The organism is Gallalistipes aquisgranensis, assembly GCF_014982715.1.
Taxonomy (GTDB): Bacteria; Bacteroidota; Bacteroidia; order Bacteroidales; family Rikenellaceae; genus Gallalistipes; species Gallalistipes aquisgranensis.
This window is the reverse complement of the sequence record NZ_JADCJY010000001.1, coordinates 1,389,155-1,409,488: the sequence shown is the minus strand read 5'-3', so window position 1 is coordinate 1,409,488 and position 20,334 is coordinate 1,389,155. Positions and strand designations below refer to the sequence as shown.

Annotated in this window: 18 protein-coding genes and 1 pseudogene; 16 read left to right on the top strand and 3 right to left on the bottom strand. The window is 59.5% G+C overall.

Annotation, left to right across the window (positions count from 1 at the left end):
* The first annotated feature begins 29 nt into the window (after positions 1-29).
* From INF32_RS05650 to INF32_RS05640, 3 genes are read left to right on the top strand one after another with little or no spacing between them, the layout of a single operon-like run.
* Entirely contained in the window at positions 30-890 is an 861-nt protein-coding gene (locus INF32_RS05650) for a peptidylprolyl isomerase (RefSeq protein WP_226387387.1), read from the top strand.
* Positions 891-924: 34 nt separating this feature from the next.
* Complete coding sequence (locus INF32_RS05645) at positions 925-2,325, top strand: peptidylprolyl isomerase (protein ID WP_226387386.1); 1,401 nt, start codon at positions 925-927, stop codon at positions 2,323-2,325.
* A 37-nt stretch (positions 2,326-2,362) separates the two neighbouring features.
* Positions 2,363-4,702, top strand: coding sequence for an OstA-like protein (locus tag INF32_RS05640; RefSeq protein WP_226387385.1), 2,340 nt, complete (start codon positions 2,363-2,365; stop codon positions 4,700-4,702).
* A gap of 82 nt (positions 4,703-4,784) precedes the next feature.
* Here INF32_RS05640 and INF32_RS05635 read toward each other — a convergent pair whose 3' ends face one another.
* Positions 4,785-5,363: a DUF4294 domain-containing protein gene (locus INF32_RS05635; protein ID WP_226387384.1), complete on the bottom strand. Its 579-nt coding sequence runs from the start codon at positions 5,361-5,363 to the stop codon at positions 4,785-4,787.
* A 49-nt stretch (positions 5,364-5,412) separates the two neighbouring features.
* Here INF32_RS05635 and INF32_RS05630 point away from each other — a divergent pair, with 49 nt between their 5' ends.
* From INF32_RS05630 to INF32_RS05600, 7 genes are all read left to right on the top strand, one after another.
* Entirely contained in the window at positions 5,413-7,143 is a 1,731-nt protein-coding gene (locus INF32_RS05630) for a [Fe-Fe] hydrogenase large subunit C-terminal domain-containing protein (protein WP_226387383.1), read from the top strand.
* Positions 7,144-7,146: 3 nt separating this feature from the next.
* Positions 7,147-8,358, top strand: a complete 1,212-nt coding sequence (locus tag INF32_RS05625; protein WP_226387382.1) for a hypothetical protein — start codon at positions 7,147-7,149, stop codon at positions 8,356-8,358.
* 4 nt (positions 8,359-8,362) lie between these two features.
* Positions 8,363-8,620: a thioredoxin domain-containing protein gene (locus INF32_RS05620; RefSeq protein ID WP_226387381.1), complete on the top strand. Its 258-nt coding sequence runs from the start codon at positions 8,363-8,365 to the stop codon at positions 8,618-8,620.
* A gap of 3 nt (positions 8,621-8,623) precedes the next feature.
* Positions 8,624-10,054 (top strand): monomeric [FeFe] hydrogenase, encoded by a 1,431-nt coding sequence (locus INF32_RS05615; protein WP_226387380.1) that lies wholly within the window; start codon positions 8,624-8,626, stop codon positions 10,052-10,054.
* Between the two features lie 22 nt (positions 10,055-10,076).
* On the top strand, positions 10,077-11,279 hold the full coding sequence (locus INF32_RS05610) for an FprA family A-type flavoprotein (protein WP_226387379.1): 1,203 nt from the start codon (positions 10,077-10,079) through the stop codon (positions 11,277-11,279).
* A 66-nt stretch (positions 11,280-11,345) separates the two neighbouring features.
* Positions 11,346-11,726, top strand: a complete 381-nt coding sequence (locus INF32_RS05605; RefSeq protein WP_226388113.1) for a thioesterase family protein — start codon at positions 11,346-11,348, stop codon at positions 11,724-11,726.
* Positions 11,727-11,818: 92 nt separating this feature from the next.
* Positions 11,819-13,066 carry a 6-phosphofructokinase gene (locus INF32_RS05600; RefSeq protein ID WP_226387378.1) on the top strand — a complete coding sequence of 416 codons (1,248 nt, stop codon included), beginning with the start codon at positions 11,819-11,821 and terminating at the stop codon, positions 13,064-13,066.
* 75 nt (positions 13,067-13,141) lie between these two features.
* Here the strand turns inward: INF32_RS05600 and INF32_RS05595 are convergent, their stop codons facing one another.
* Together INF32_RS05595 and INF32_RS05590 are read right to left on the bottom strand one after the other, a co-directional pair.
* Positions 13,142-13,414: a (4Fe-4S)-binding protein gene (locus tag INF32_RS05595; protein ID WP_226387377.1), complete on the bottom strand. Its 273-nt coding sequence runs from the start codon at positions 13,412-13,414 to the stop codon at positions 13,142-13,144.
* Between the two features lie 76 nt (positions 13,415-13,490).
* Entirely contained in the window at positions 13,491-13,802 is a 312-nt protein-coding gene (locus INF32_RS05590; RefSeq protein WP_226387376.1) for a hypothetical protein, read from the bottom strand.
* Between the two features lie 169 nt (positions 13,803-13,971).
* On the opposite strand from INF32_RS05590, the gene ligA reads away from it, so the two are divergent.
* The 6 genes and pseudogenes from ligA to INF32_RS05560 all read left to right on the top strand — a co-directional run bounded on the left by ligA (position 13,972) and on the right by INF32_RS05560 (position 20,299).
* Complete coding sequence (ligA, locus tag INF32_RS05585; RefSeq protein WP_226387375.1) at positions 13,972-16,023, top strand: NAD-dependent DNA ligase LigA; 2,052 nt, start codon at positions 13,972-13,974, stop codon at positions 16,021-16,023.
* 38 nt (positions 16,024-16,061) lie between these two features.
* Positions 16,062-16,946 (top strand): 4-hydroxy-tetrahydrodipicolinate synthase, encoded by an 885-nt coding sequence (gene dapA, locus INF32_RS05580; protein ID WP_226387374.1) that lies wholly within the window; start codon positions 16,062-16,064, stop codon positions 16,944-16,946.
* A gap of 97 nt (positions 16,947-17,043) precedes the next feature.
* Entirely contained in the window at positions 17,044-17,784 is a 741-nt protein-coding gene (locus tag INF32_RS05575; RefSeq protein ID WP_226387373.1) for a DUF4919 domain-containing protein, read from the top strand.
* Entirely contained in the window at positions 17,781-18,974 is a 1,194-nt protein-coding gene (locus INF32_RS05570) for a clostripain-related cysteine peptidase (RefSeq protein ID WP_226387372.1), read from the top strand. Before INF32_RS05575 ends, INF32_RS05570 begins: the two co-directional genes overlap by 4 nt.
* 154 nt (positions 18,975-19,128) lie before the next feature.
* Positions 19,129-19,569: pseudogene (locus INF32_RS05565) on the top strand (lipocalin family protein); the annotation flags it as partial.
* Between the two features lie 202 nt (positions 19,570-19,771).
* Positions 19,772-20,299, top strand: a complete 528-nt coding sequence (locus INF32_RS05560; RefSeq protein WP_226387370.1) for a sigma-70 family RNA polymerase sigma factor — start codon at positions 19,772-19,774, stop codon at positions 20,297-20,299.
* The last annotated feature ends 35 nt before the right edge of the window (positions 20,300-20,334 follow it).

Here is a 20,334-nt window from a genome sequence, read left to right as displayed (position 1 = left end):
GCGAAAAAGTGTATCTTTGCATTTTCGGTATGGTGAAGCCTGTTAAAATAGCTTTCGGTTGTCTGTGTGTGCTGCTGGCAGGGTGCAAGGAGTTCCCGAACCCGTTCGCGGGCGACAAGGTGCTGGCCCGGGTGGGCGAACGCACGCTGCTGATGGGCGAGGTGACGTCTATTTTCACGCCGGGGCTGACCCCTTCCGACAGCGTGAAGCTGCTGGAATCGTACGTGGACATGTGGGTGAAGAAGCAGCTCAAGGTGCAGGAGGCCGAGAGGATGCTCGGCGGGGCACAGCGGGACATCGACCGCATGGTGGAGGATTACCGCAACTCGCTGCTGAGTTTCAAGATCGACCAGTATTACGTGGACCGGGAGCTGGATACCCTGTTTACGGACGGGGATATCCGGCAGTATTATGACCTCCACCGTTCGGATTTCGTGCTCGACCGGCCGATCGTGCGGGGCGTGATCGTCCGGATTCCGGCGACCTACCGGCAGCAGGCCAAGCTGAAGGAACTGATGCGCTCGGCGAAGGAGACCGACCGGCAGGATTTTCTCGATATCTGCCAGAAGAACGATTTCGAATTGAAGGAGTTTCCCGCGTGGACGGAATGGGCCGAGTTCGTCTCCCCGCTCCCTGTCAGGCGCAGCGGAGGGGCTGTGGAACCGAAGCGGGGAGAGATCGCGGAGTATGCGGATGACGGTTTCCGGTATCTGGTGCTGGTGACCGACTATCTGGGCGTGGGGCAGGCCAATCCCGTGGAACGGGTGCGGGAGGTGATCCGCCGGGTGCTTTTCAACCAGCGCAAGTCGGAGATCATCCGCCGGTACGAGGACAGCATCTATCGGGCGGCCGTGGAGGACGACCGGATCGTGATAAATACAGGCAAGTGATTTGAACGGAAGAAAACAATAACGAATTCGTAATATGTTGAAAAGAACCGCACTTTCGGCCTTTGCGGCCCTCGCGCTGCTCGGCGCGGGCACCCAGCGGGCGGAGGCCCAGCAGAAGTTTATCGCCGACCAGGTGGTGGCCGTGGTGGGCAACTCGGCCATTCTCTACTCGGAGCTGGAGGAGGTGGGACGCCAGCTGGTGGAGCAGCGGCGCCAGCAGGGATACACGTCCGACCGCGATCCGAAGAACGAGGCGCTGGAGCAGCTGTTGCTCCAGAAGTTGCTGTACAACCAGGCGTTGATCGACTCGGTGCAGATACAGACCGACGACATCGCACAGACCGTGGAGGAGAACGTCCAGCAGATGATCAAGAACCGGGGCGGGGTGACGGCTCTGGAGGCATTTTACCATAAGCCCGTGTTCGACATCAAGGAGGACCTGAAACGGCGCTACGAGGAGATGCGTTATGCGCAGGGCATGCAGAACGAGGTGGAGAGCAAGGTGACCATCACCCCGGGCGAAGTGGAACGCTACTACCGCTCGATCGACAAGGACAGTCTGCCGCTGGTGCCGGAACAGTATGTCTATGCGCAGATCACGAAGTTCCCCTCCTCCACACAGGAAGCCAAGCAGCGCGTGAGGGAGCGGCTTCTGGGGATGCGTGAGCGGATTCTGAACGGGGCCCGTTTCGACATGCTGGCCCGCATGTACTCCGTGGACGGTTCGGCAATCCGGGGCGGAGAGATGGACCCTACGCCCAAGGAGGGTTTCGTGAAGCCTTTCGCCGATGCTATGGTGAAACTCAAGCCGGGGCAGATATCGGAAGTGGTGGAGACCGAGTACGGATTCCACCTGATCGAGATGATCAAAAAGGACGGTAACCTCTACACGGTGCGCCACATCCTGCTGCGTCCCGTCTTTACGGATGAGGAGTTGAACGAGACCGACCGGGTGCTGGACAGTCTGGTGACGCTGATCCGCAAGGGTGATCTGACTTTCGAGCAGGCTGCGCTGGAAAATTCGGACGACAAGTACTCCAAACTGAACGGCGGTCTGGTCAGCAACCACGACATGCTGGAAATGTATAACGCCTATGACGCCAAGCTGACCTCGACCCGTTTCATGAAGGACGAACTGCCTGTGAGCGACTACAACGTGCTGAAGGATATGAAACCGGGTGACGTGTCCGATGCGTTTCAGGCGCAGGATATGCGGGGAAACGTACAGAGCAAGGTGATCAAGCTGCTGAAGATCATCCCGGCGCATCCGGCCGGGCTGAAAGAGGATTACCTGCGTCTGGAGAGCCTCGCCCTGGAGAAGAAGAAAGATACCGAGTTCCACAAGTGGCTGAACCAGAAGATCGAGGGAATGTACATCCGGATCGAACCCGAGTTCCGAAACGGGGAATTCGAAAACAAGGCGTGGCTGAAATAGAACGGACGGAATCGGATTAAAAGGGAACGGGCGGAGTATGTCGGTACGCGGTTTTTTCGCAGGAGTGTTCGGTTGCATGGTGTTGGCAAGCATGGCTTTGCCCCAGCAGCCGTCCGGCGGGCGCATGGCGCAGGATACGGTGGCGGGAAAGGGACATTCCGGGGAATCGGCCGTTCCGGCGGCGGAATCCGATACGGTCCGGAATGCTGCCGCACGAAAGGCGGGGACGGACCGTTCGGGAACCTCCCCCGCACAGAGTACCCGGCGGGTGGTCGATTTCGAGGCGGACGTGATGCGTCCGGTCAAGATCGGAGACTCCTCGGTGCTCAACCTGCTGGGCAACGTGATTTTCTACCATAACGGGGCCGTTATTACCTGCGACAGCGCCATCCGTTACAACGCCAAGCGGATGGAGTGCTTCAAGAACGTGGTCATCAACAAGGATTCCACCTATATCTACGGTGACCGTGCCGATTACAACGGCGACCTGAACATTGCCCGGGTGTACGGTCCGATCATCAAGATGGTGGACGGCGACGCCACCCTCTACACCTATAATTTTTCATTCAACACGCTCGACAATATCGGCCAGTACAGCGGCGGCGGCACGATGAGCCAGAAGGACAATCTGCTGGAATCGAAGCGGGGCTACTATTATGCCGACACGCGCGACATGATCTGCGTGGAGCAGGTGGAGATACGCAACCCCGACTACCGGATCAAGTCCGATTCGGCCGGCTACAACATGGATACCGAGATCGCTACCTTCTATCTCAAGACCTATATCTGGAATGAGAAGGGGGAGATTCTGAGCGCGGACCGCGGCTCCTACGACCGCAAGACGGCCGATTACCGTTTCACTTCCGACGCCTATATCTTGACACGGAACCAGGAGTTGTGGGCCGACAGCCTCGACTACAACAGTGCGACGGAGGATGCCGTCCTGCGGAGCGATATCCAGCTCCGGGACGAGGAGCACAAGGTGATCGCGTTCGGGGATTACGGGCTCTACTGGGGCGGCCGGCAGGAAGCCATGCTGACGAAAGAGCCCGCGATGGTCAATTACGATCCCAAACAGGATACGCTCTACATGCGGTCCGACTCCATGTTTCTCTATACGGTGCCTCACGGGGAGGGCCGGATCATCGATTCGCTCGTGGAGACGAGCGACGAGGAACTGATAGACTCCCTGCCGGCCGATACGACGCTGCGCTCCGGTGACGGGCTTACCGAGGCGACCGAGCAGACCGTCGTGACCGAGGATATTCCCCAGCCCGGACAGGAGAAGATCGAGGAGTCGATCGATACGAGCGGGGGCGGTCCCGCCCCGCTGACTAAAGAGGAGCGGAAACGGCTGAAAGCCGAGGAGAAACGATTGAAACGGGCGGCGAAAGAGGCTGCCCGTGCAGCCCGTCAGGGGAAGAAAAACGTGTTGGAAGAGCCCGGAGACCCGGAAGAGTCGGGAAAAGGCAACGTCCCGGCCGACTCTCTCTCCCTCAGACGGGACGAACGGGCGGGGCAGGAGGTGGCGGCCGACACGCTGGCCGAACGGACGACGCTCGTCACTCCTGCCCGGATCGAAGCCGATTCGCTGCTCGCGGCGACTCCGGCCGATACGACCGCGCAGGACTCCGTGGACCGGATCGTGCGGGCTTATCACAACGTGCGTATCTTCCGTTCCGACTTCCAGGCGGTGTGCGACTCGCTGGTGGCGTTCTCTTACGATTCGACGGCCCACCTCTACATCGACCCCGTCCTGTGGAGCGAGAACAACCAGGTCATTTCGGAGATCATCGACATCTATTCCCGCAACCAGCAGATCGAAAAGGCCGTGTTCGTGGGCGAGCCCATTATGATTTCACAGGTGGATTCGGCCCATTTCAACCAGGTGAAGGGCAAGGTGATCGAGGCCCTGTTCCGCAATAACGAAATCTACCGTACCGATGTCAACGGTAACGGACAGACTTATTATTACATGACGGAAGACGACCGTCCCGACGATATCATCGGGTTCCTGGTGGCCGAGTGTGCCGACATTTCGTTTTTCATGGAGGAGAAACAGGTCACCAGCATCGTGTATCGGGGCAGTCCTGTCTATTCGATCTATCCGATGGACAAGATTCCCGAGGAGCAGGAGCAGTTCCTTCCCGGCTTCAAATGGCTGCCCGAGCGGCGTCCCCTGCTGAAGGACGTTTTCACCCGTACGATCCGGCCCTCGCAGCGGGAGCGGTACGAGTCGATGCCCCAGCCCTCCTTCCCTCTGACCGATGCGATCATGCGCCATAAGGAGCAGATGATCCGCGACGGAGTATGGCGCGAGCGGAACGACCGGATCAGCGTCGATGCGCAGAACTTTATCCGCGGTCTGGGATATTGACCTGTCCCGGATGCCGGGCGGGTTCTCTTCCGTATGAATGTATGGATATGTCCGGGCGGGAGAGTCGGGCAGGACGGGGTTTTTAGATAAGCCCCGCTTCGTAGAGCATGATGATCTGTTCGATGACCTTGTCTTCTCCTTCCTTGTCGTAGCGGTCCTTGAGGTTGGCTCCGAAAATGCGGGCGACTCCCTGCCAGAAAAAGGCGCTGAAACTGCCCCTGAGTTGTTTTACCAGTTCGTAGGAGGTGCGGTCGGTCTCCCGGTCGATCAGTTTGATGAGGATTTTCCCCTGGGAAAAGGTCATGCGTTTCAGGACGGGCGTGTATTCTGCCTTGAGTTCCTTTTCCACCTGTTTGATATAGGCCTGCTGTGCCCGTTTGCTTTTGAGGGTGAGCAGGTGCTCTTCCGTTTCGCGCAGTTTTTCGCGGGCCGCGATGGCGATGGGGTAGACTTTTTTCACGTTGCGCACCAGGCGGGCGTAACGGCGCATGTCGATCGGACGTTTGAATACGTACACCGGCCACATGTCGATCACGGGGATCGTGTCGCTTCCCTGAACCTCGACCCGCTGGTTGTAGTACCCCTTTCCGTGCCTCTGGGCCGAGGCTCCGGAGACGGTACAGATCAGAAGAACCGTAAGCAGGAGTAGCCGTCCGTTCATAGATATTCCGTAAATATTCCTAACTTTGCAAAGTTAATAAAAATGTGATATGGCCGACCTGACGAGTCTTTATATAGAACGGAACGACTGCGGAAATTGTTATCGCTGTGCCCGCGAATGTGTCGTCAAGGCCGTGTCGAGGACGGAGGAGGGTGCCGCGATCGACCCGGAGCGCTGCGTGGAGTGCGGCGCCTGTCTCGCGTGGTGCCACGACGGGGCCGTCCGGCTGCGGGACGACGTGTTCCTGGCCCGCCGGTTCATCAAGAGCTACACGATCAAAGTGGCCTCCCTTTCGCCCCAGTGGGTGACGGAGTTCCCGGGAATCGACGCCGACCGTATGGTGGAAGCGCTCAAACTGCTCGGTTTCACGCACGTTTCCGAGAGCGCACTGGGCGGCGAGGCCGTGCTGCTGAGGGAAAAGGAGCTGCTGATGCAGCGGGAGGGGGTGAGCATTTCGGCCCGTTGTCCGGCCATCTCCGATTATATCCGGAAGTACAAACCCCGGCTGGCGGCCAACCTGTTGCCCGTGGCGACGCCCATGCTGGCCCATGCCCGCATGATCCGCAGCTGGTGGGGCCACGAGGCCCGGATCGTCCATATATCTTCGTGCGTGGCCGCGAAATCGGAGGCTGCCCGCAACCCCGAACTGGTGGAGCTGGCCCTCACCTTTACCGAACTGAGACGCTGGATGAACGACGAAGGGCTCGATTTCGACCATATCCGGGGCAGCGACAGCTATCAGTTCGAGCCCTTTACCGCCCGGGCCGGCCTGCTCTATCCGCTGGCCGGAGGCGGAGTGGGGGGCCGGAGGCTGGCCGATCTGGCCGCTTCGGGAGCCGTCCACGTGGTGCGCTCTTCGCTCGACCAGGTGAAGGAGCTGCTGGAGGGGATGACGGGCCGCGAGACGGACCGCATCTACCTCGACCTGATGGCGTGTCCCAACGGCTGCCTCGGTTCCAACGGGGCCACGGCCGGGCGGGATTCCTATCTGGCCCAGTGCGGCCGCCTGAACCGGGCGGCGGCTTCCCGGAGGATGATCGACGAGTCGTATAACCTGCCCTACATATCGCTCGACTCCACGCCGGTGGAGGACGAGGCCGTGAGCAGTTTCGTGGCCGAGAGCGATACGCTCCGGGCGCTCGATTCGCTCGGGCTGTCGCTCGAAAGCGACCGGATCGACTGCAACGGCTGCGGTTACGGCACCTGCCGCCGTTTCGCCAAGGCGCTGAGCCGGGGTGTCGTCTGCCGCCAGATGTGTACGCATTACGTGCAGACCGAGCTTCGGTCCCGCTTCACGACGCTGGTGAACAAACTGGCGGCCGGGGTGGCTGTGGTGGCGCTGGAGGAGGGAACGGTGCGGATCGCCGAGGCGAACCGGCGGCTGGCTTCCATGATGGGGCCCGATGCCGAATCGCTCTACGACGCCTCGCCCGGCTGGAGCGGGCTGGAGGGGGAGAGCGTGCTTCCGTTCGTCAGGCTGGTGAATGAACTGGCCGAGAGCGGCGACGAGAGCCTGGTGAGGGACGTGCAGGTGCGCGAACGTATCCTGACCGTGTCGGTTCACGTCGTGCAGCGAGGCAAGGTCTATCTGATGATTTGCCGCAACATGCTCTTTTCGCAGGTGCGCAACGAGGAGATCGTTTCGCGGACGCAGCGCGTGATTCGGGAGAATCTCGAAACCGTGCAGAAAATCGCCTGCCTGCTCGGGGAGAATGCCTCGCGTACGGAGGCGATCCTCAATTCGATTCTCGATGCCCGGGGCGGGGCGAAAAACGAATAGTCGATGGAGACCACCGGATTTTTCATCGAGGCGGAGAGCTGCCAGATCGGCCGCAAGGGGGAGACGGTCCCCGGGGAGATCTGCGTCCAGCGTCGGCACGGCAACCGCACGATCGTGGTGCTGGCCGGAGGTGCGGAGCAGGGCGTCCGCGGACGGGTCACTTCCGAGGTGATCGGTTCGATGGCGCTTCATTATGCGCTGGACGGGGAGGATGCCCTGCGCGGGGCGCGGACCATTGTGCGCACGTTTGCGCCGGAGCCGGAGAGGTCCCGGGACCGGGAGGAGGATGGAACGGCCGCTGCGGAACGGACGGTGAGTTTTACCATGCTGGATATTCACCGCAGCGGGCGGGTGCGGATCACCGGATTCGGGACCGTGCCCTGCATGTTGTTCCGCGGCGGGCGGGAGATGCCGTTCCCTCAGTGCGGGACGGCCGGGGAAGAGGCCGGGGAGTGCCGTTTGTGGAGCGGCGATTTCCGGGCCGAGCCCGAAGACAGGATCGTGCTGATGACCGGCGGGGTGGTCTCTTCCGGTCTGCTGACCCGGCGGCTTCCCGGCGGATGGGGACGGGACGGGGTGACCGGCTATTGCCGGGCCGAAATTGCGCAGAACCCCCTGATTTCGGCGCGGGAACTGGCGCGGAAGATCGTGGAGCGGGCCGAACTGAACGATTTGTTCGCTCCGAAACGGGACCTGACCTGTGCCGTGCTCTATCTGCGGCAGCCCCGCCGGATACTGGTCTGTTCGGGGCCTCCCTTCAAGGAGCAGAAGGACGAGATTCTGGCCGATATGGTGGCCCGGTATCCGGGCACGAAGCTGATCTGCGGGGGGACGACGGCGCAGATCGTCTCCCGCGAGTTGGGACGTCCCGTATCGGTCGTCCTGCGCCGCGACCCGGCGGGCCTGCCGCCGACCTCCACGATGGAGGGGGTCGACCTGGTGACCGAGGGGGTGCTGACACTGAACCGGGTGAAGAGCCTGCTCGAACGTACGGCGCCCGGCGCGGAAGTGAAGGAGAAGGGGACGGACGGAGTGGTGGCCCGTATGCTGCTCGATCACGACGTGGTGGAGTTCGTGGTGGGAACGCGGATCAATCCCCTGCACCAGGACCCGAACCTGCCCGTGGAGCTGGAGCTGAGGCGCAACCTTGTGAAACGGCTGGGCGATTTGTTGGAAAAGAGATACAGGAAAGAAGTACGCATACAATATATCTGAACGGATGGAAAAGAAACTGATCGTAAAGATTTGCACGGGCACGCTGTGCTACGTGATGGGCGGGGCCGAACTCCAGCTGCTCGACGAGCAGCTGCCCGCCGAACTGCTCGCGCAGGTGGAGATTCAAGGGTCGCCCTGTCTGGATTGTTGCAACCGGGAGGATTCCCAGGGAGCGCCTTTCGTCAAGGTCGGCGACCGGACGGTGTCCGGTGCGACGATCGAAAAGGTGGTCGAGGCGATTAAGGACGAATTAAAGGCATAGACGATGGCGGTGAATAATGCGGTGCTGATGCGCCGGGAACTGCTGACCCGGCTGGCCAAACTGTACGACAAGGGAGAACTGGAACTGAAGATCGACCGGATTCCGCTGGAGCTGCGCCCGAAAGGTTCGCAGGCTTCCCGCTGCTGCCTCTACAAGGACCGGGCGATGCTGCGCTACAAGCTGATGGCCCTGTTGGGCTTCAATATCCGCGACGAGGAGGACGAGCTGACTCCGCTGAGCGAATACGTCCGCCGGGCCTTCGAGCGGACGGAAGTGGAGCGGGAACCCCTGACGGTGGTGGACGAGGTGTGCAGCGCCTGCGTGAAGACCAACTATGTGGTGACCAACATGTGCCGGGGCTGTCTGGCCCGTCCCTGCATGGCCAACTGCAACAAGGGGGCGATCAGTTTCGAGAACGGGCAGGCGCACATCGACCATACGAAGTGCGTCAATTGCGGCCTCTGCATGAAGAACTGCCCTTATCATGCCATCGTCTATATTCCGGTGCCGTGCGAGGAGTCGTGTCCCGTGGGGGCGATCTCCAAACGGGAGGACGGAACGGAGCAGATCGACTACACGAAATGTATCTACTGCGGCCGCTGCATCTCCTCCTGCCCGTTCGGCGCGGTGATGGAGAAATCGCACATCATGGACATATTCAAGGCGTTCGCCGGCCCGAAAAAGGTGGTGGCCATGGTGGCGCCGGCCATCGCGGGGCAGTTCAAGGCGCCGCTGGCTCAGATTCTGGGGGCTATCCGGGAACTGGGCTTCGACGATGTGATCGAGGTGGCGCGCGGGGCGGACGAGACCACGGAGAACGAGGCCCGCGAATTCCTGCACAAGATGGCCGGGGGACAGGCCTTCATGACCACTTCCTGCTGCCCTTCCTACATTGCGGCGGTTCAGAAGCACATGCCCGAAATCAAACCCTTCGTGTCGGATACGCTCACCCCGATGCAGTACACGGCGCGGATCGCCCGCGAGCGTTATCCGGATGCCGTGCTGGTCTTCGTGGGGCCCTGCCTGGCCAAGCGCTATGAGACCTATTGCGACCCGAACGCCGACCTGATGCTCAATTTCGAGGAGATCGGCTCGATGTTCATCGCAAAGGGCATCGATGTTGCTAACAGTTCCTGCGTGGAGCTGGAGGAGGGAATCGACTCCACGAGCCGCGGGTATCCCGTCTCCTCGGGCGTGATGACCGCCGTGAAGACGAAGGTCGGCGACCGTTTCGAGGTGCGTCCCGTGCTGGTGAACGGTCTGAACAAACAGAGTATCCGGGAGTTGAGGGGGTATGCCAAGTCGTGTCCCGGCAATATGGTGGAGGTGATGGCCTGCGAAGGCGGATGCGTCAGCGGAGGCAACGTGATCGCCAACCCCAAGATCGCTACGCGGCAGATTGCCGACGTGGTGCGTATGAGCGAACGGAAATAGAAACTGTAAAAAACGAATGTATATGCAGTACAGTGTGAACATCAGTGAGAAAATTCATTGGATCGGTGTGAACGACCGGCGCAAGAACTTGTTCGAGAACCTGTGGCCGCTGCCGCACGGGGTGTCGTACAACTCCTATCTGTTTACGGATGAGAAGACGGCCCTGATCGACACGGTGGAGATGGGCAGCGACGGCGCCTATCTGGAGCGGATCGAGATTCTGCTGGAGGGGCGCGATCTGGATTACCTGGTCATCAACCACATGGAGCCCGACCATTCGGGCGAGATCGAGTCGATCGTGCGGCGCTATCCGCAGGTGCGGATCGTGGGCAATGCGAAGACTTTCAAAATTCTCCAAAGCTACTACGGCGCCTTCTGCAATCACCTGGTCGAGGTGAAGGACGGCGACGAACTGGAGCTGGGCCGCCACAAGCTGAAGTTTGTTTTCACACCGTGGGTGCACTGGCCCGAGACGATGATGACCTACGACGTGACCGAACAGATTCTCTTTTCGGCCGATGCTTTCGGCACATTCGGCACGCTGGACGGCGGCATCTTCGACGACCAGACCCATTTCGCATTCTACGAAAGCGAGATGCGCCGTTATTACTCCAACATCGTGGGCAAGTACAGCGGCATGGTTCAGAAGGCTTTCGCCAAACTCTCCGGAATTCCCCTGCGGACGATCTGCCCGCTCCACGGCCCGATCTGGCGCCAGAATACCGAGCGGGTTCTCTCGCTCTACGACCGCTGGAGCCGCTACGAGGCCGAACCCGGCGTGGTGGTGATCTACGCTTCGATGTACGGCAACACGGCCCGCATGGCCGATTATATCGCCAACGGCATCGCCCAGCGCGGGGTGCGCGACATCAAGGTGTTCGACGTGTCGAAAACCCACCTTTCCTATCTGATCAATGCGATCTGGGAGTACCGGGGTGTGATTTTGGGCAGCTGCGCCTACAACGGGGAGATGTTCCCGCTCATGGAGCTGCTCTGCCGCACGCTGGTGCACATGAATGTCAAGAACAAATCGCTGGGACTTTTCGGCTCGTACAGCTGGAACGGCGGCGGTGTGCGCAACCTGCTCAAATTCGCCGAGGAGATCGGCTGGGAACCCGTGTGTGCGCCCGCGGAGATCGCCGGGCGGCCCGCGGTCGATAAATACGCCGATTGTGACGCACTCGCCTGTGCGATGGCAGGGCGTTTGTTCGGAGAGGAACGATAATCGGAATCATCGTCTCCGGACCGGAAAATCCGGTCCGGAGACCCAAATCGGAGAATTATGAAAACACTGGAAATCGGATTGACTTACACCGCGGAGACGACGGTGACGGATAAAAATACGGCCGAGGCTTACGGGTCGGGCAGCGTGGCCGTTTTCGCCACGCCCGCCATGGTGGCCCTGATCGAAAATGCGGCGCGCCATGCCGTGGCTCCCGCGCTCGATCCGGGGCAGAGCACGGTGGGTACGCTGATCGACGTGACCCATGTGAAGGCAACCCCCGTGGGGCGCAAGGTGTTCGCCACGGCGACTCTCACCGCCATTGACGGCCGGGAGCTGGTCTATGAAGTGTCGGCCCGCGACGAAAGCGGTGCCACGATCGGCGAAGGGGTTCACCGGCGCTTTATCGTCGACGTGGAAAAATTTCTGAAAAAGGCTTCGAATTCATAGATTCTTAAAAGAATTTAAAAAATAAGTTGTAATTTTGGCGTGGACAATAGTGCGAATCGCTACGATTAATAACTTATAAATTCGAACCAGCAATGAAAGATGCAATCGCAATTCTGACGGGAGGAGGCCCTGCACCCGGTATGAACACCGTGGTCGGCAGCGTGGCCAAGACGTTTTTGCAGAAAGGTTACCGTGTGATCGGTCTGCACGAAGGCTACACGGGGCTTTTCAAGAAGAATCCCCGGATGGTGGATATAGACTATTTCCTGGCCGACGACATCTTCAACCGGGGCGGTTCCTACCTGCAGATGAGCCGTTTCAAGCCTACGAACGAGAATTTCGCCAACGATTTCAACCTCGATTTCTTCACGTCGAACAATGTGAAACTGCTGGTGACGGTGGGCGGAGACGATACCGCTTCGACCGCGAACCGCATTGCCAAGTTCCTTGAGGAGAAGAAATATCCGATCGCCAACATCCACGTGCCGAAGACCATCGACAACGACCTGCCCCTGCCCGAAGGGTCGCCCACGTTCGGCTATCAGTCGGCCAAGGACAAGGGGGCCATCATTGGCCGTACCGTCTATGTGGATGCCCGCACCAGCGGCAACTGGTTCGTGCTGGCGGCCATGGGACGTTCGGCCGGACACCTGGCTTTCGGTATCGGTACCGCCTGCCACTATCCGATGATCGTGATTCCGGAGATGTTCAACAAAACCGAGATCACCGTGGACAAGATCGTCAACCTGGTGATCTCCTCGATCATCAAGCGCAAGATCATGCACATGGATTATGGTGCGGCGATCATTTCCGAGGGCGTGTTCCATGAGCTGAGCAACGACGAGATCAAGAAGTCGGGCGTTCATTTTTCCTATGACGAACACGGTCATCCCGAGTTGGGCAAAGTGTCGAAAGCTCACATTTTCAATGAGATGATCGAGAAGAAACTGAAGCAGATCAATCTGAAGGTGAAGTCGCGTCCGGTGGAGATCGGCTACGAGGTGCGCTGTCAGACTCCGGTGGCCTTCGACCTGGTGTATTGTTCGATGCTGGGAATGGGCGTTTACAAGCTCTTCTCGGAAGGCAAGACAGGTTGCATGGTCTATGTGGATCAGCGCGGCCAGGTGAGCCAGCTTTACCTAAAGGACCTGCAGGACGACGTGACGGGCAAGATTCCGCCCCGTCTGGTGGATATCACGGGCGACAAGTTCCATGCCGTGGTGGATCACATCCTCTGCTACCTCACGCCCGAGGATTACGAGGCGGCCCGTCAGTGGGTGGAGTTCCCCGAAGAGTACGATTTCTTCCGTATCCTGAACTGGGACCCTGCGAATTATTGATTCCGGCATAACCGGACAGGACAAAGAAAAGTCTGCCTTGCGAAAGGGCAGACTTTCTTTTTTGTTCGGGGACGGTCACCGGGTGACGAGTTCCCGTTGAGGGGCGGCTGCAGCCTGCGGCTTGCGTGTGCCGCCGAGCGTGTAGGAGAGGGCGCCGCTGGGACAGCGAAGGATCGTTTCCACGATCTTCCGGCTCTCCGCGGCCTCCATGTTGATCCAGGGTCTGGAACGGGCATCGAAAACTTCGGGCAGGCGGGAGACGCAGATGCCCGAATGCCGGCATTTTTCCGGCTGCCAGAGGACGGTGATCTCTCCGTTGGAGTAACTTCTGTGTTGACGGTCGGCCATAGCGGATCGGTTAAAAAACGGAATGGTACGGATGCATAATCCGTACCATTCCGTTTTCCGGCGTGACTCTTCCGCCCTATTCGTCGTCCGACTCCTCCGCGTTGTCGTCGATGATTTCGTCGGCGCCCTTGATTTCGTCGTCGTAATACTCCTTGTCTTCCTCTTCGTCGAGCTGTCCGTCCACCTTCACGTCTACTTTGACCAGGTAGCTGGTGTCTTCCGTCTCCAGTACGACAGCGTAGAAAAAGTCGCCCGGGCCCTTGTCGATCCGGAGCATGCTGTCGGTATATCCGTTAGGGTACTTCTTCTTCAATTCTTCCTGAAGTTCCGCCGGTAAGTTATGGTAACTCACCACCAGACGCTTCTTGGGTTTTGTTTCTGTGGCCATGCTTTCTGAAAATTTTCTGCAAGTATAAGCAAAATTTGAATATCCCGAATAGTCTGAAAAATTTTTTTCCGTTTTTTCCTTTTCTCTCCTGTTCCCGACATGATTTTGCCTCTGCGGAAGATACGGCTTCCGGACAAAATTAATACCTTTGGGCAAATTTAGACGAACCATGCTCGAACAGATACTCAGGCTCCGCAAAGAGCTCAACGAACACAACTACCGGTATTACGTGCTGAACGATCCTCTCATCAGCGACTACGATTTCGACCGTAAGATGCGCGAGTTGCAGGAGCTGGAGGCCGCCTATCCGCAGTACGACGATCCCAATTCCCCCTCGCACCGTGTGGGAAGCGACCTGACGGGGGAGTTCGCCACCGTCGCACACCGCTATCCGATGCTCTCCCTGTCGAACACCTATTCTCCGGACGAGATGCACGAGTTCTGCGACCGGGTCGCGCGCGAGGTGGGGGAGACGGAGTACGTCTGCGAACTGAAGTTCGACGGGACAGCCATCAGCGTCACTTACGAGAACGGGCGGCTGGTGCGTGCCGTCACACGCGGCGACGGGACGGCCGGGGACGACGTGACGGCCAACGTGCGCACGATCCGCAGCATTCCGCTGGAGCTGCGCGGAGACGATTATCCCTCCTTTTTCGAGATACGGGGCGAAATCCTGATGCCCCACGCTTCTTTCGACCGGCTCAACGCCGAACGCGAGGAGGCGGGCGAGGCGCCTTTCGCCAATCCGCGCAATGCGGCGGCCGGCACGCTCAAGCAGCAGAGTTCAGCCGTGGTGGCCCGCCGTGGGCTGGACAATTTCATGTATTACCTGGTGGGTGACGATCTGCCTTACGCCTCGCACTGGGAGAGCCTGCAGAAGGCGAAGGAGTGGGGGTTCAAGATTTCGGACCGCATGGAGCTCTGCCGGAGTACGGAGTGCATAGACGACTATATCCGCCGGGTGGACAGGTTGCGCGAGACGCTTCCCTACGATACCGACGGCGTGGTCATCAAGGTGAACGAATATGCTCTGCAGCGCAAATTGGGCTATACGGCCAAGTCGCCCCGCTGGGCGGTGGCCTACAAGTTCAAGGCCGAGCAGGCCCTGACGAGGCTCAATACGGTCGATTTCCAGGTGGGTCGTACAGGGGCGGTCACTCCCGTGGCCAATCTCGACCCCGTGCAGCTGGCGGGGACGACCGTCAAGCGGGCTTCGCTGCACAATGCCGAGCAGATCGCCCTGCTCGATATCCGGCTGCACGACATGGTCTATGTGGAGAAGGGAGGGGAGATCATTCCTAAGATCGTCGGCGTCGAACTCTCGCGGCGTCCGGCCGACAGCACCCCGTTCGAGTACATTACGCATTGCCCCGAGTGCGGTACCCTGCTGGTCCGATACGAGGGGGAGGCCAAGCACTATTGTCCGAACCAGAGCCACTGTCCCCCGCAGATCGTGGGACGTATCATCCACTTCATCGCCCGTCGTGCGATGGACATCGAGGGGCTGGGAGAGGAGACCGTCGCGCTTCTTTACGAACAGGGGCTTATCCGGAACATCGCCGACCTCTACGACCTCACGGCCGGCGAGTTGGCCCCGCTGCCCCGGCTCGGGGAGAAATCGGCGGAGAATATCGTAACGAGTATCCGCCGTTCCGCCGAAGTGCCCTTTCCCCGGGTGCTTTTCGCATTGGGTATCCGGTTCGTGGGCGAGACGACGGCCAAAAATCTGGCTGCCCGTTTCGGCAGCCTGGATGCCATCGCCGCCGCGACCCGCGAGCAGTTGCTGGAGGCGGACGAAGTGGGGGAGAAGATCGCCGACAGCGTCATCCAGTATCTCTCCGACGAAGATAACCTGAAGATCATCGCCCGCCTCCGGAAAGCAGGGGTACAGTTCAGCGGCGGAAAACGGGAGGGGCTTTCCGATTCGCTCGGGGGCCGGACTTTCGTCATTTCGGGCACTTTCGCCGCGCATAGCCGCGACCAGCTCAAGGAGCTTATCGAGCTGCACGGGGGAAAGAACCTGGCCGCCGTCTCCTCGAACACCGACTTCCTGCTGGCCGGAGCGAACATGGGACCGGCCAAGCTCGCCAAGGCTCAGAAACTGGGTGTCGAAATCATCGACGAGGAGCGTTTCCTGGCGATGATCGGAGAGGGCGACGGCGCCGGAGCGGCCTCTTCGCCGGAGAAAGAAAATAATCCCGTTCAGGGTTCGTTGTTTTAGAAATTTTATTACCTTTGCCATGAATTTACACAAAATGTATGAAAAATAACATTCAGGGAGTCGGCGTGGCATTGGTAACCCCTTTCGATGAGAGGGGCGGTGTGGACTACGTTTCGCTCGGCCGGCTCGTGGATTATGTGACGGAGAACGGCGCCGATTTCCTGGTGGCGCTGGGTACGACGGCGGAGACCCCCACGCTTTCCGCCGGGGAGAAGAGCGATATCCTCGCCTTTGTCCGGGAGCGCAACCGGAAGGGGCTGCCTCTGATCGTGGGAATCGGCGGTTACGATACGGCCGGGGTGATCCGGCAGATCGGAGAGACCGACCTTTCGGGCGTGGATGCCGTGCTGAGTGTCACTCCTTATTATAACAAGCCCTCGCAGCAGGGTCTTTTCGAGCATTACAGGGCGATCGCCGGCGAATCGCCCGTGCCGATCCTGCTCTATAACGTACCCTCCCGCACGGGTGTCAATCTGAAGGCGGAAACGACGCTTCGGCTGGCATCCGAGGTGAAAAACCTGCTGGGGGTCAAGGAGGCTTGCGGTTCGCTCTCGCAGATGAGCTACCTGCTCCGCGACCGGCCCGAGGGATTCCGGGTCTTTTCGGGCGACGACAACATGGCCCTGCCGCTGATCGCTCTCGGGGGCGACGGAGTGATTTCCGTGGCGGCCAATGTCTTTCCGGCAGTGTTCATCCGCATGGTGAGGGCGGCTTTCGCCGGCGACCGGACCACGGCTTCGTCGCTTCAGCTCCGCCTGTTCGAGGCGGTCGAGGTGCTTTTCGCGGAGGGAAATCCCACGGGAGTCAAGGCGGCTCTGGCCGTGCGGGGAATGGCGGAAAACCGGTTGAGGCTTCCGCTGGTGCCGGGCTCCGATGCGTTGCTGGAACGTCTCCGGATGCTGATGGATCGGTACGGCCTGTAAACCCTTCCTTTCCGGAGAGAGACATATTCCGGCCGGATTCACTGAATCCGGCCGATTTTTTGATTATATTTGCCGTTATACAGGAAAACGGAATCTTATGAAAAAAATATTCGCACTCGTGCTCCTTTCGATGCCTCTGTGGCTGCTGGGCCAGCGGGTGCCTGACAACGACGCCGTTCTGCGGGCGGTGATCGACCATGCGTCGCCCTACTATTATCCGCCTCTTTTTTCCCGGTACATGGCCGGGGATACGACCCTGACGGAGGACGACTATTACTATCTGTACTACGGATTTCCCTATCAGGAGGAGTACAAGCCGCTGGAGGCGAACCCTGCCGACGACAAGGTGATGACGGTCTTCGCGCAGAACAACGAGCCCGATTCGGCCCAATGCGCCCGGATCATCGAGTATGTGGGCGAGTCGATGAAGGCCGATCCCTTCAGCCCGCGGAACGTCAACTTCCTGATCTATGCCTACGAGAAGCTGGGCGACCGCAGGCAGGCCGAGATCAACCGCGACCGGCTGGACAAGATCGTCGCCACGATCAAATCTTCCGGCACGGGGTTGAGGCAGGACTCTCCGTGGCATGTGCTTTTCTTCTCCCATTCGACGGACGTGTTGGCCATGATGGACCTGCAGCCGATGAAGCGGATGGTGGTGACCAGCACGGTGGAGTATATTCCCCTGTTGCAACGCCACGGAAAGGTGAAGGGGTATTACTTCGATTTCGGCCGGGTCTACTGGCGCAAACCCGACAAGTTGCGCGAAAAGCGGGTGCAGGGGCTCGAATTCAACGGCATTCCCCTCTATAAGAAAAAGGGATTCGGCAGGCCATGACCCGGATGTTGCTGACGGTTTTCGGGGGTATATGCCTGTTGCTTTTTCCTGCCTGCGAGCGGGAAGGCGCTACGGTCGTACCGTCGGCCGAACGGACCCTGCTCGTCTATATGGTGGCGGACAATTCGCTGGGATACAGTCAGTACGATACGGAAAATATCGACATGCTCTTGCAGGCGGTCGGCGACAGCGATCCTGCACCGGGCCGGATCGTCATATACCGCGATCCGGCGGGGGAGGCGCCCCGTCTGCTGGAGGTGGTGCGCAATAGCTCGGGGGTGGGCGAGTTGCGGACGCTGAAGGGATACGGGGATCAGAATTCGCTCGATCCCTCCGTCATGCGTGTCGTGCTCGGCGATGTGCGCACGCTGGCGCCCGGGGTCAGTTACGGGCTGATTCTCTGGTCCCACGCCACGGGTTGGCTTCCGCAGGGAAGCGGGTATACCCGTTCGTCTCTCCTGCGGAAAAATGCCGCTTCGGGAGGGGAAGATATGCCCCTTACGCGGACTTTCGGACAGGACGGTTCGTTCGAGATGGAACTTTCCGACCTGGCCGCCGCACTGCCCGACGGCATGTTCGACTACATCGTGATCGACGCCTGCTTCATGGGAGAGGCCGAGGTGGCCTACGCCCTGCGGAACAAGGCGGATTATATGGTCGCATCGGCGGCCGAGGTGCTGGCGAACGGCCTGCCTTACGACCGCATCGTCTCCGACCTGCTGGCTCCGCAGCCACGGCTGAGCGAGGTGTGCCGCAAATTCTTCGAATACTACGATGCCCGGTCGGGGCCATTCCGGACGGCGACCACGGCCCTGTACGACCTGGGGAAAATGGAGCGGCTCGCGGAGGCGATGGGCCGCATCACGGAGCGGTACCGCTCGCAGATTCCCCTGCTCGACCGGGGGGCTATCCAGCATTTCGACCGTTACTCCCGGCACACGATGTTCGATCTGGAAGACGTCGTTTCTCAGCTGGTGCCCGCCTCCGACCCGTTGCTGGCGGAGTTCGGGACGTGTCTCGATTCGGTGGTCCTCTACAAAAGGAGCACGGAGAAAGTGATGTCGGCCGTGACGGTCGAAACTTTCTGCGGTATGAGCGTTTATGTGCCGTATGCGGACTATGCCGATCTGAATGCGTTGTATGCCGGGACGGCGTGGTACGCCCGCGTGTACGGAAATTCCGGCCGGTAGCGGCGGATTTCGGTACGTTTTGTGCGGAGAATTTCCGGAAAAGATGTTCGTCATGAAAAGTATGTATTTCCTTTCGGCAGCGCTCGTCGGACTTTCCGCTCCCCATGCGATGAGTGCACCCGCCGATCCGGCCGGAGCGGAGCGGGTGAAGACGGTGGAGACGCTCGACCTGAACCGTTTTCTGGGCCGCTGGTATGAGATCGCCCGTTTCGATCACCGTTTCGAGCGGGGAATGGAGTGCGTGACGGCCGAATATGCCATGCGTCCCGACGGGATGATCGCCGTTACCAACAGCGGTTACAAAAAGGGAAAGTTCCGGGTGGCCCATGCGAAGGCCAAACAGCCCGACCCGGCCGATCCGGGCAAGCTGAAAGTGTCGTTTTTCCTCTGGTTCTATTCCGACTATTACGTGCTGGCACTCGATTCGCTGGAGTATGCCTATGCGCTCGTGGGCAGCAGCTCCGACAAATATCTGTGGATACTTTCGCGCACTCCGAAACTCGATCCGGTGACGCTGGAATATCTGCTGGAACAGGCGCGCAGGCGCGGATACGACACTTCGAAACTGATCTGGGTGCGCCAGAAGGAGCGGTAGGCCTTCCGGCCCGTTGACAAATCGGAGCGGATTTTTCCTTTTTTCGTATTATTGTTTACGGATCGGCTTCCTGCGCTTCGTTTTTGTTACTTTCTGCGATTTCTTCGGTTTTTTTGGAATCTTCTTTCCGATAAATTTTTTAGTTTTGTTGAGAGAGAGGCCCCGTCCGGGGCCTGTGTGTAAGGATGAAGGAGGGCGGAAAATGGAAGAAACCGGATTTGTTAAACTGCTGCACGAAGGGGACGAAGTATGTTTTAAGGGTATCTACGAACGGTACTTCGCGGCCTTGTGCCTCTATGCCCGGGGATTCGTCGAGAGCGAACCCGTCTCTGCGGACATCGCGCAGGATGCATTCGTGGCCCTGTGGCGGATGCGGCGTAACTTTCCTTCGGAGGCCGCTGTCCGGTCGTTCCTCTACGTGACGGCACGGAACCTTTCGCTCAACCACATCAAGCATGAGCATGTGAAGAGCCGCCGGCTCGGGATCATGGGGCGCGAGATGATGGAGGCCGGCCAGGCCCGGCGGATCATCTCGGCCGAAGTGGAGCGCCAGCTTGTCGATTCGATGGAACAGCTTCCCCGCGAATGCCGGAACGTGCTGAAAATGTCGATCGAAGGGAAAAGTTACCGGGAGATCGGCGAAATTCTCGATATTGCGGTCAGCACCGTGCGCAATCATCGTATCCGGGCCGTCAAGCTGCTTAAATCGCGTTTTTGCAAAATTTCCTGAAAAATTTCATCTGTCCGGTAGACCGATCGGGGGAT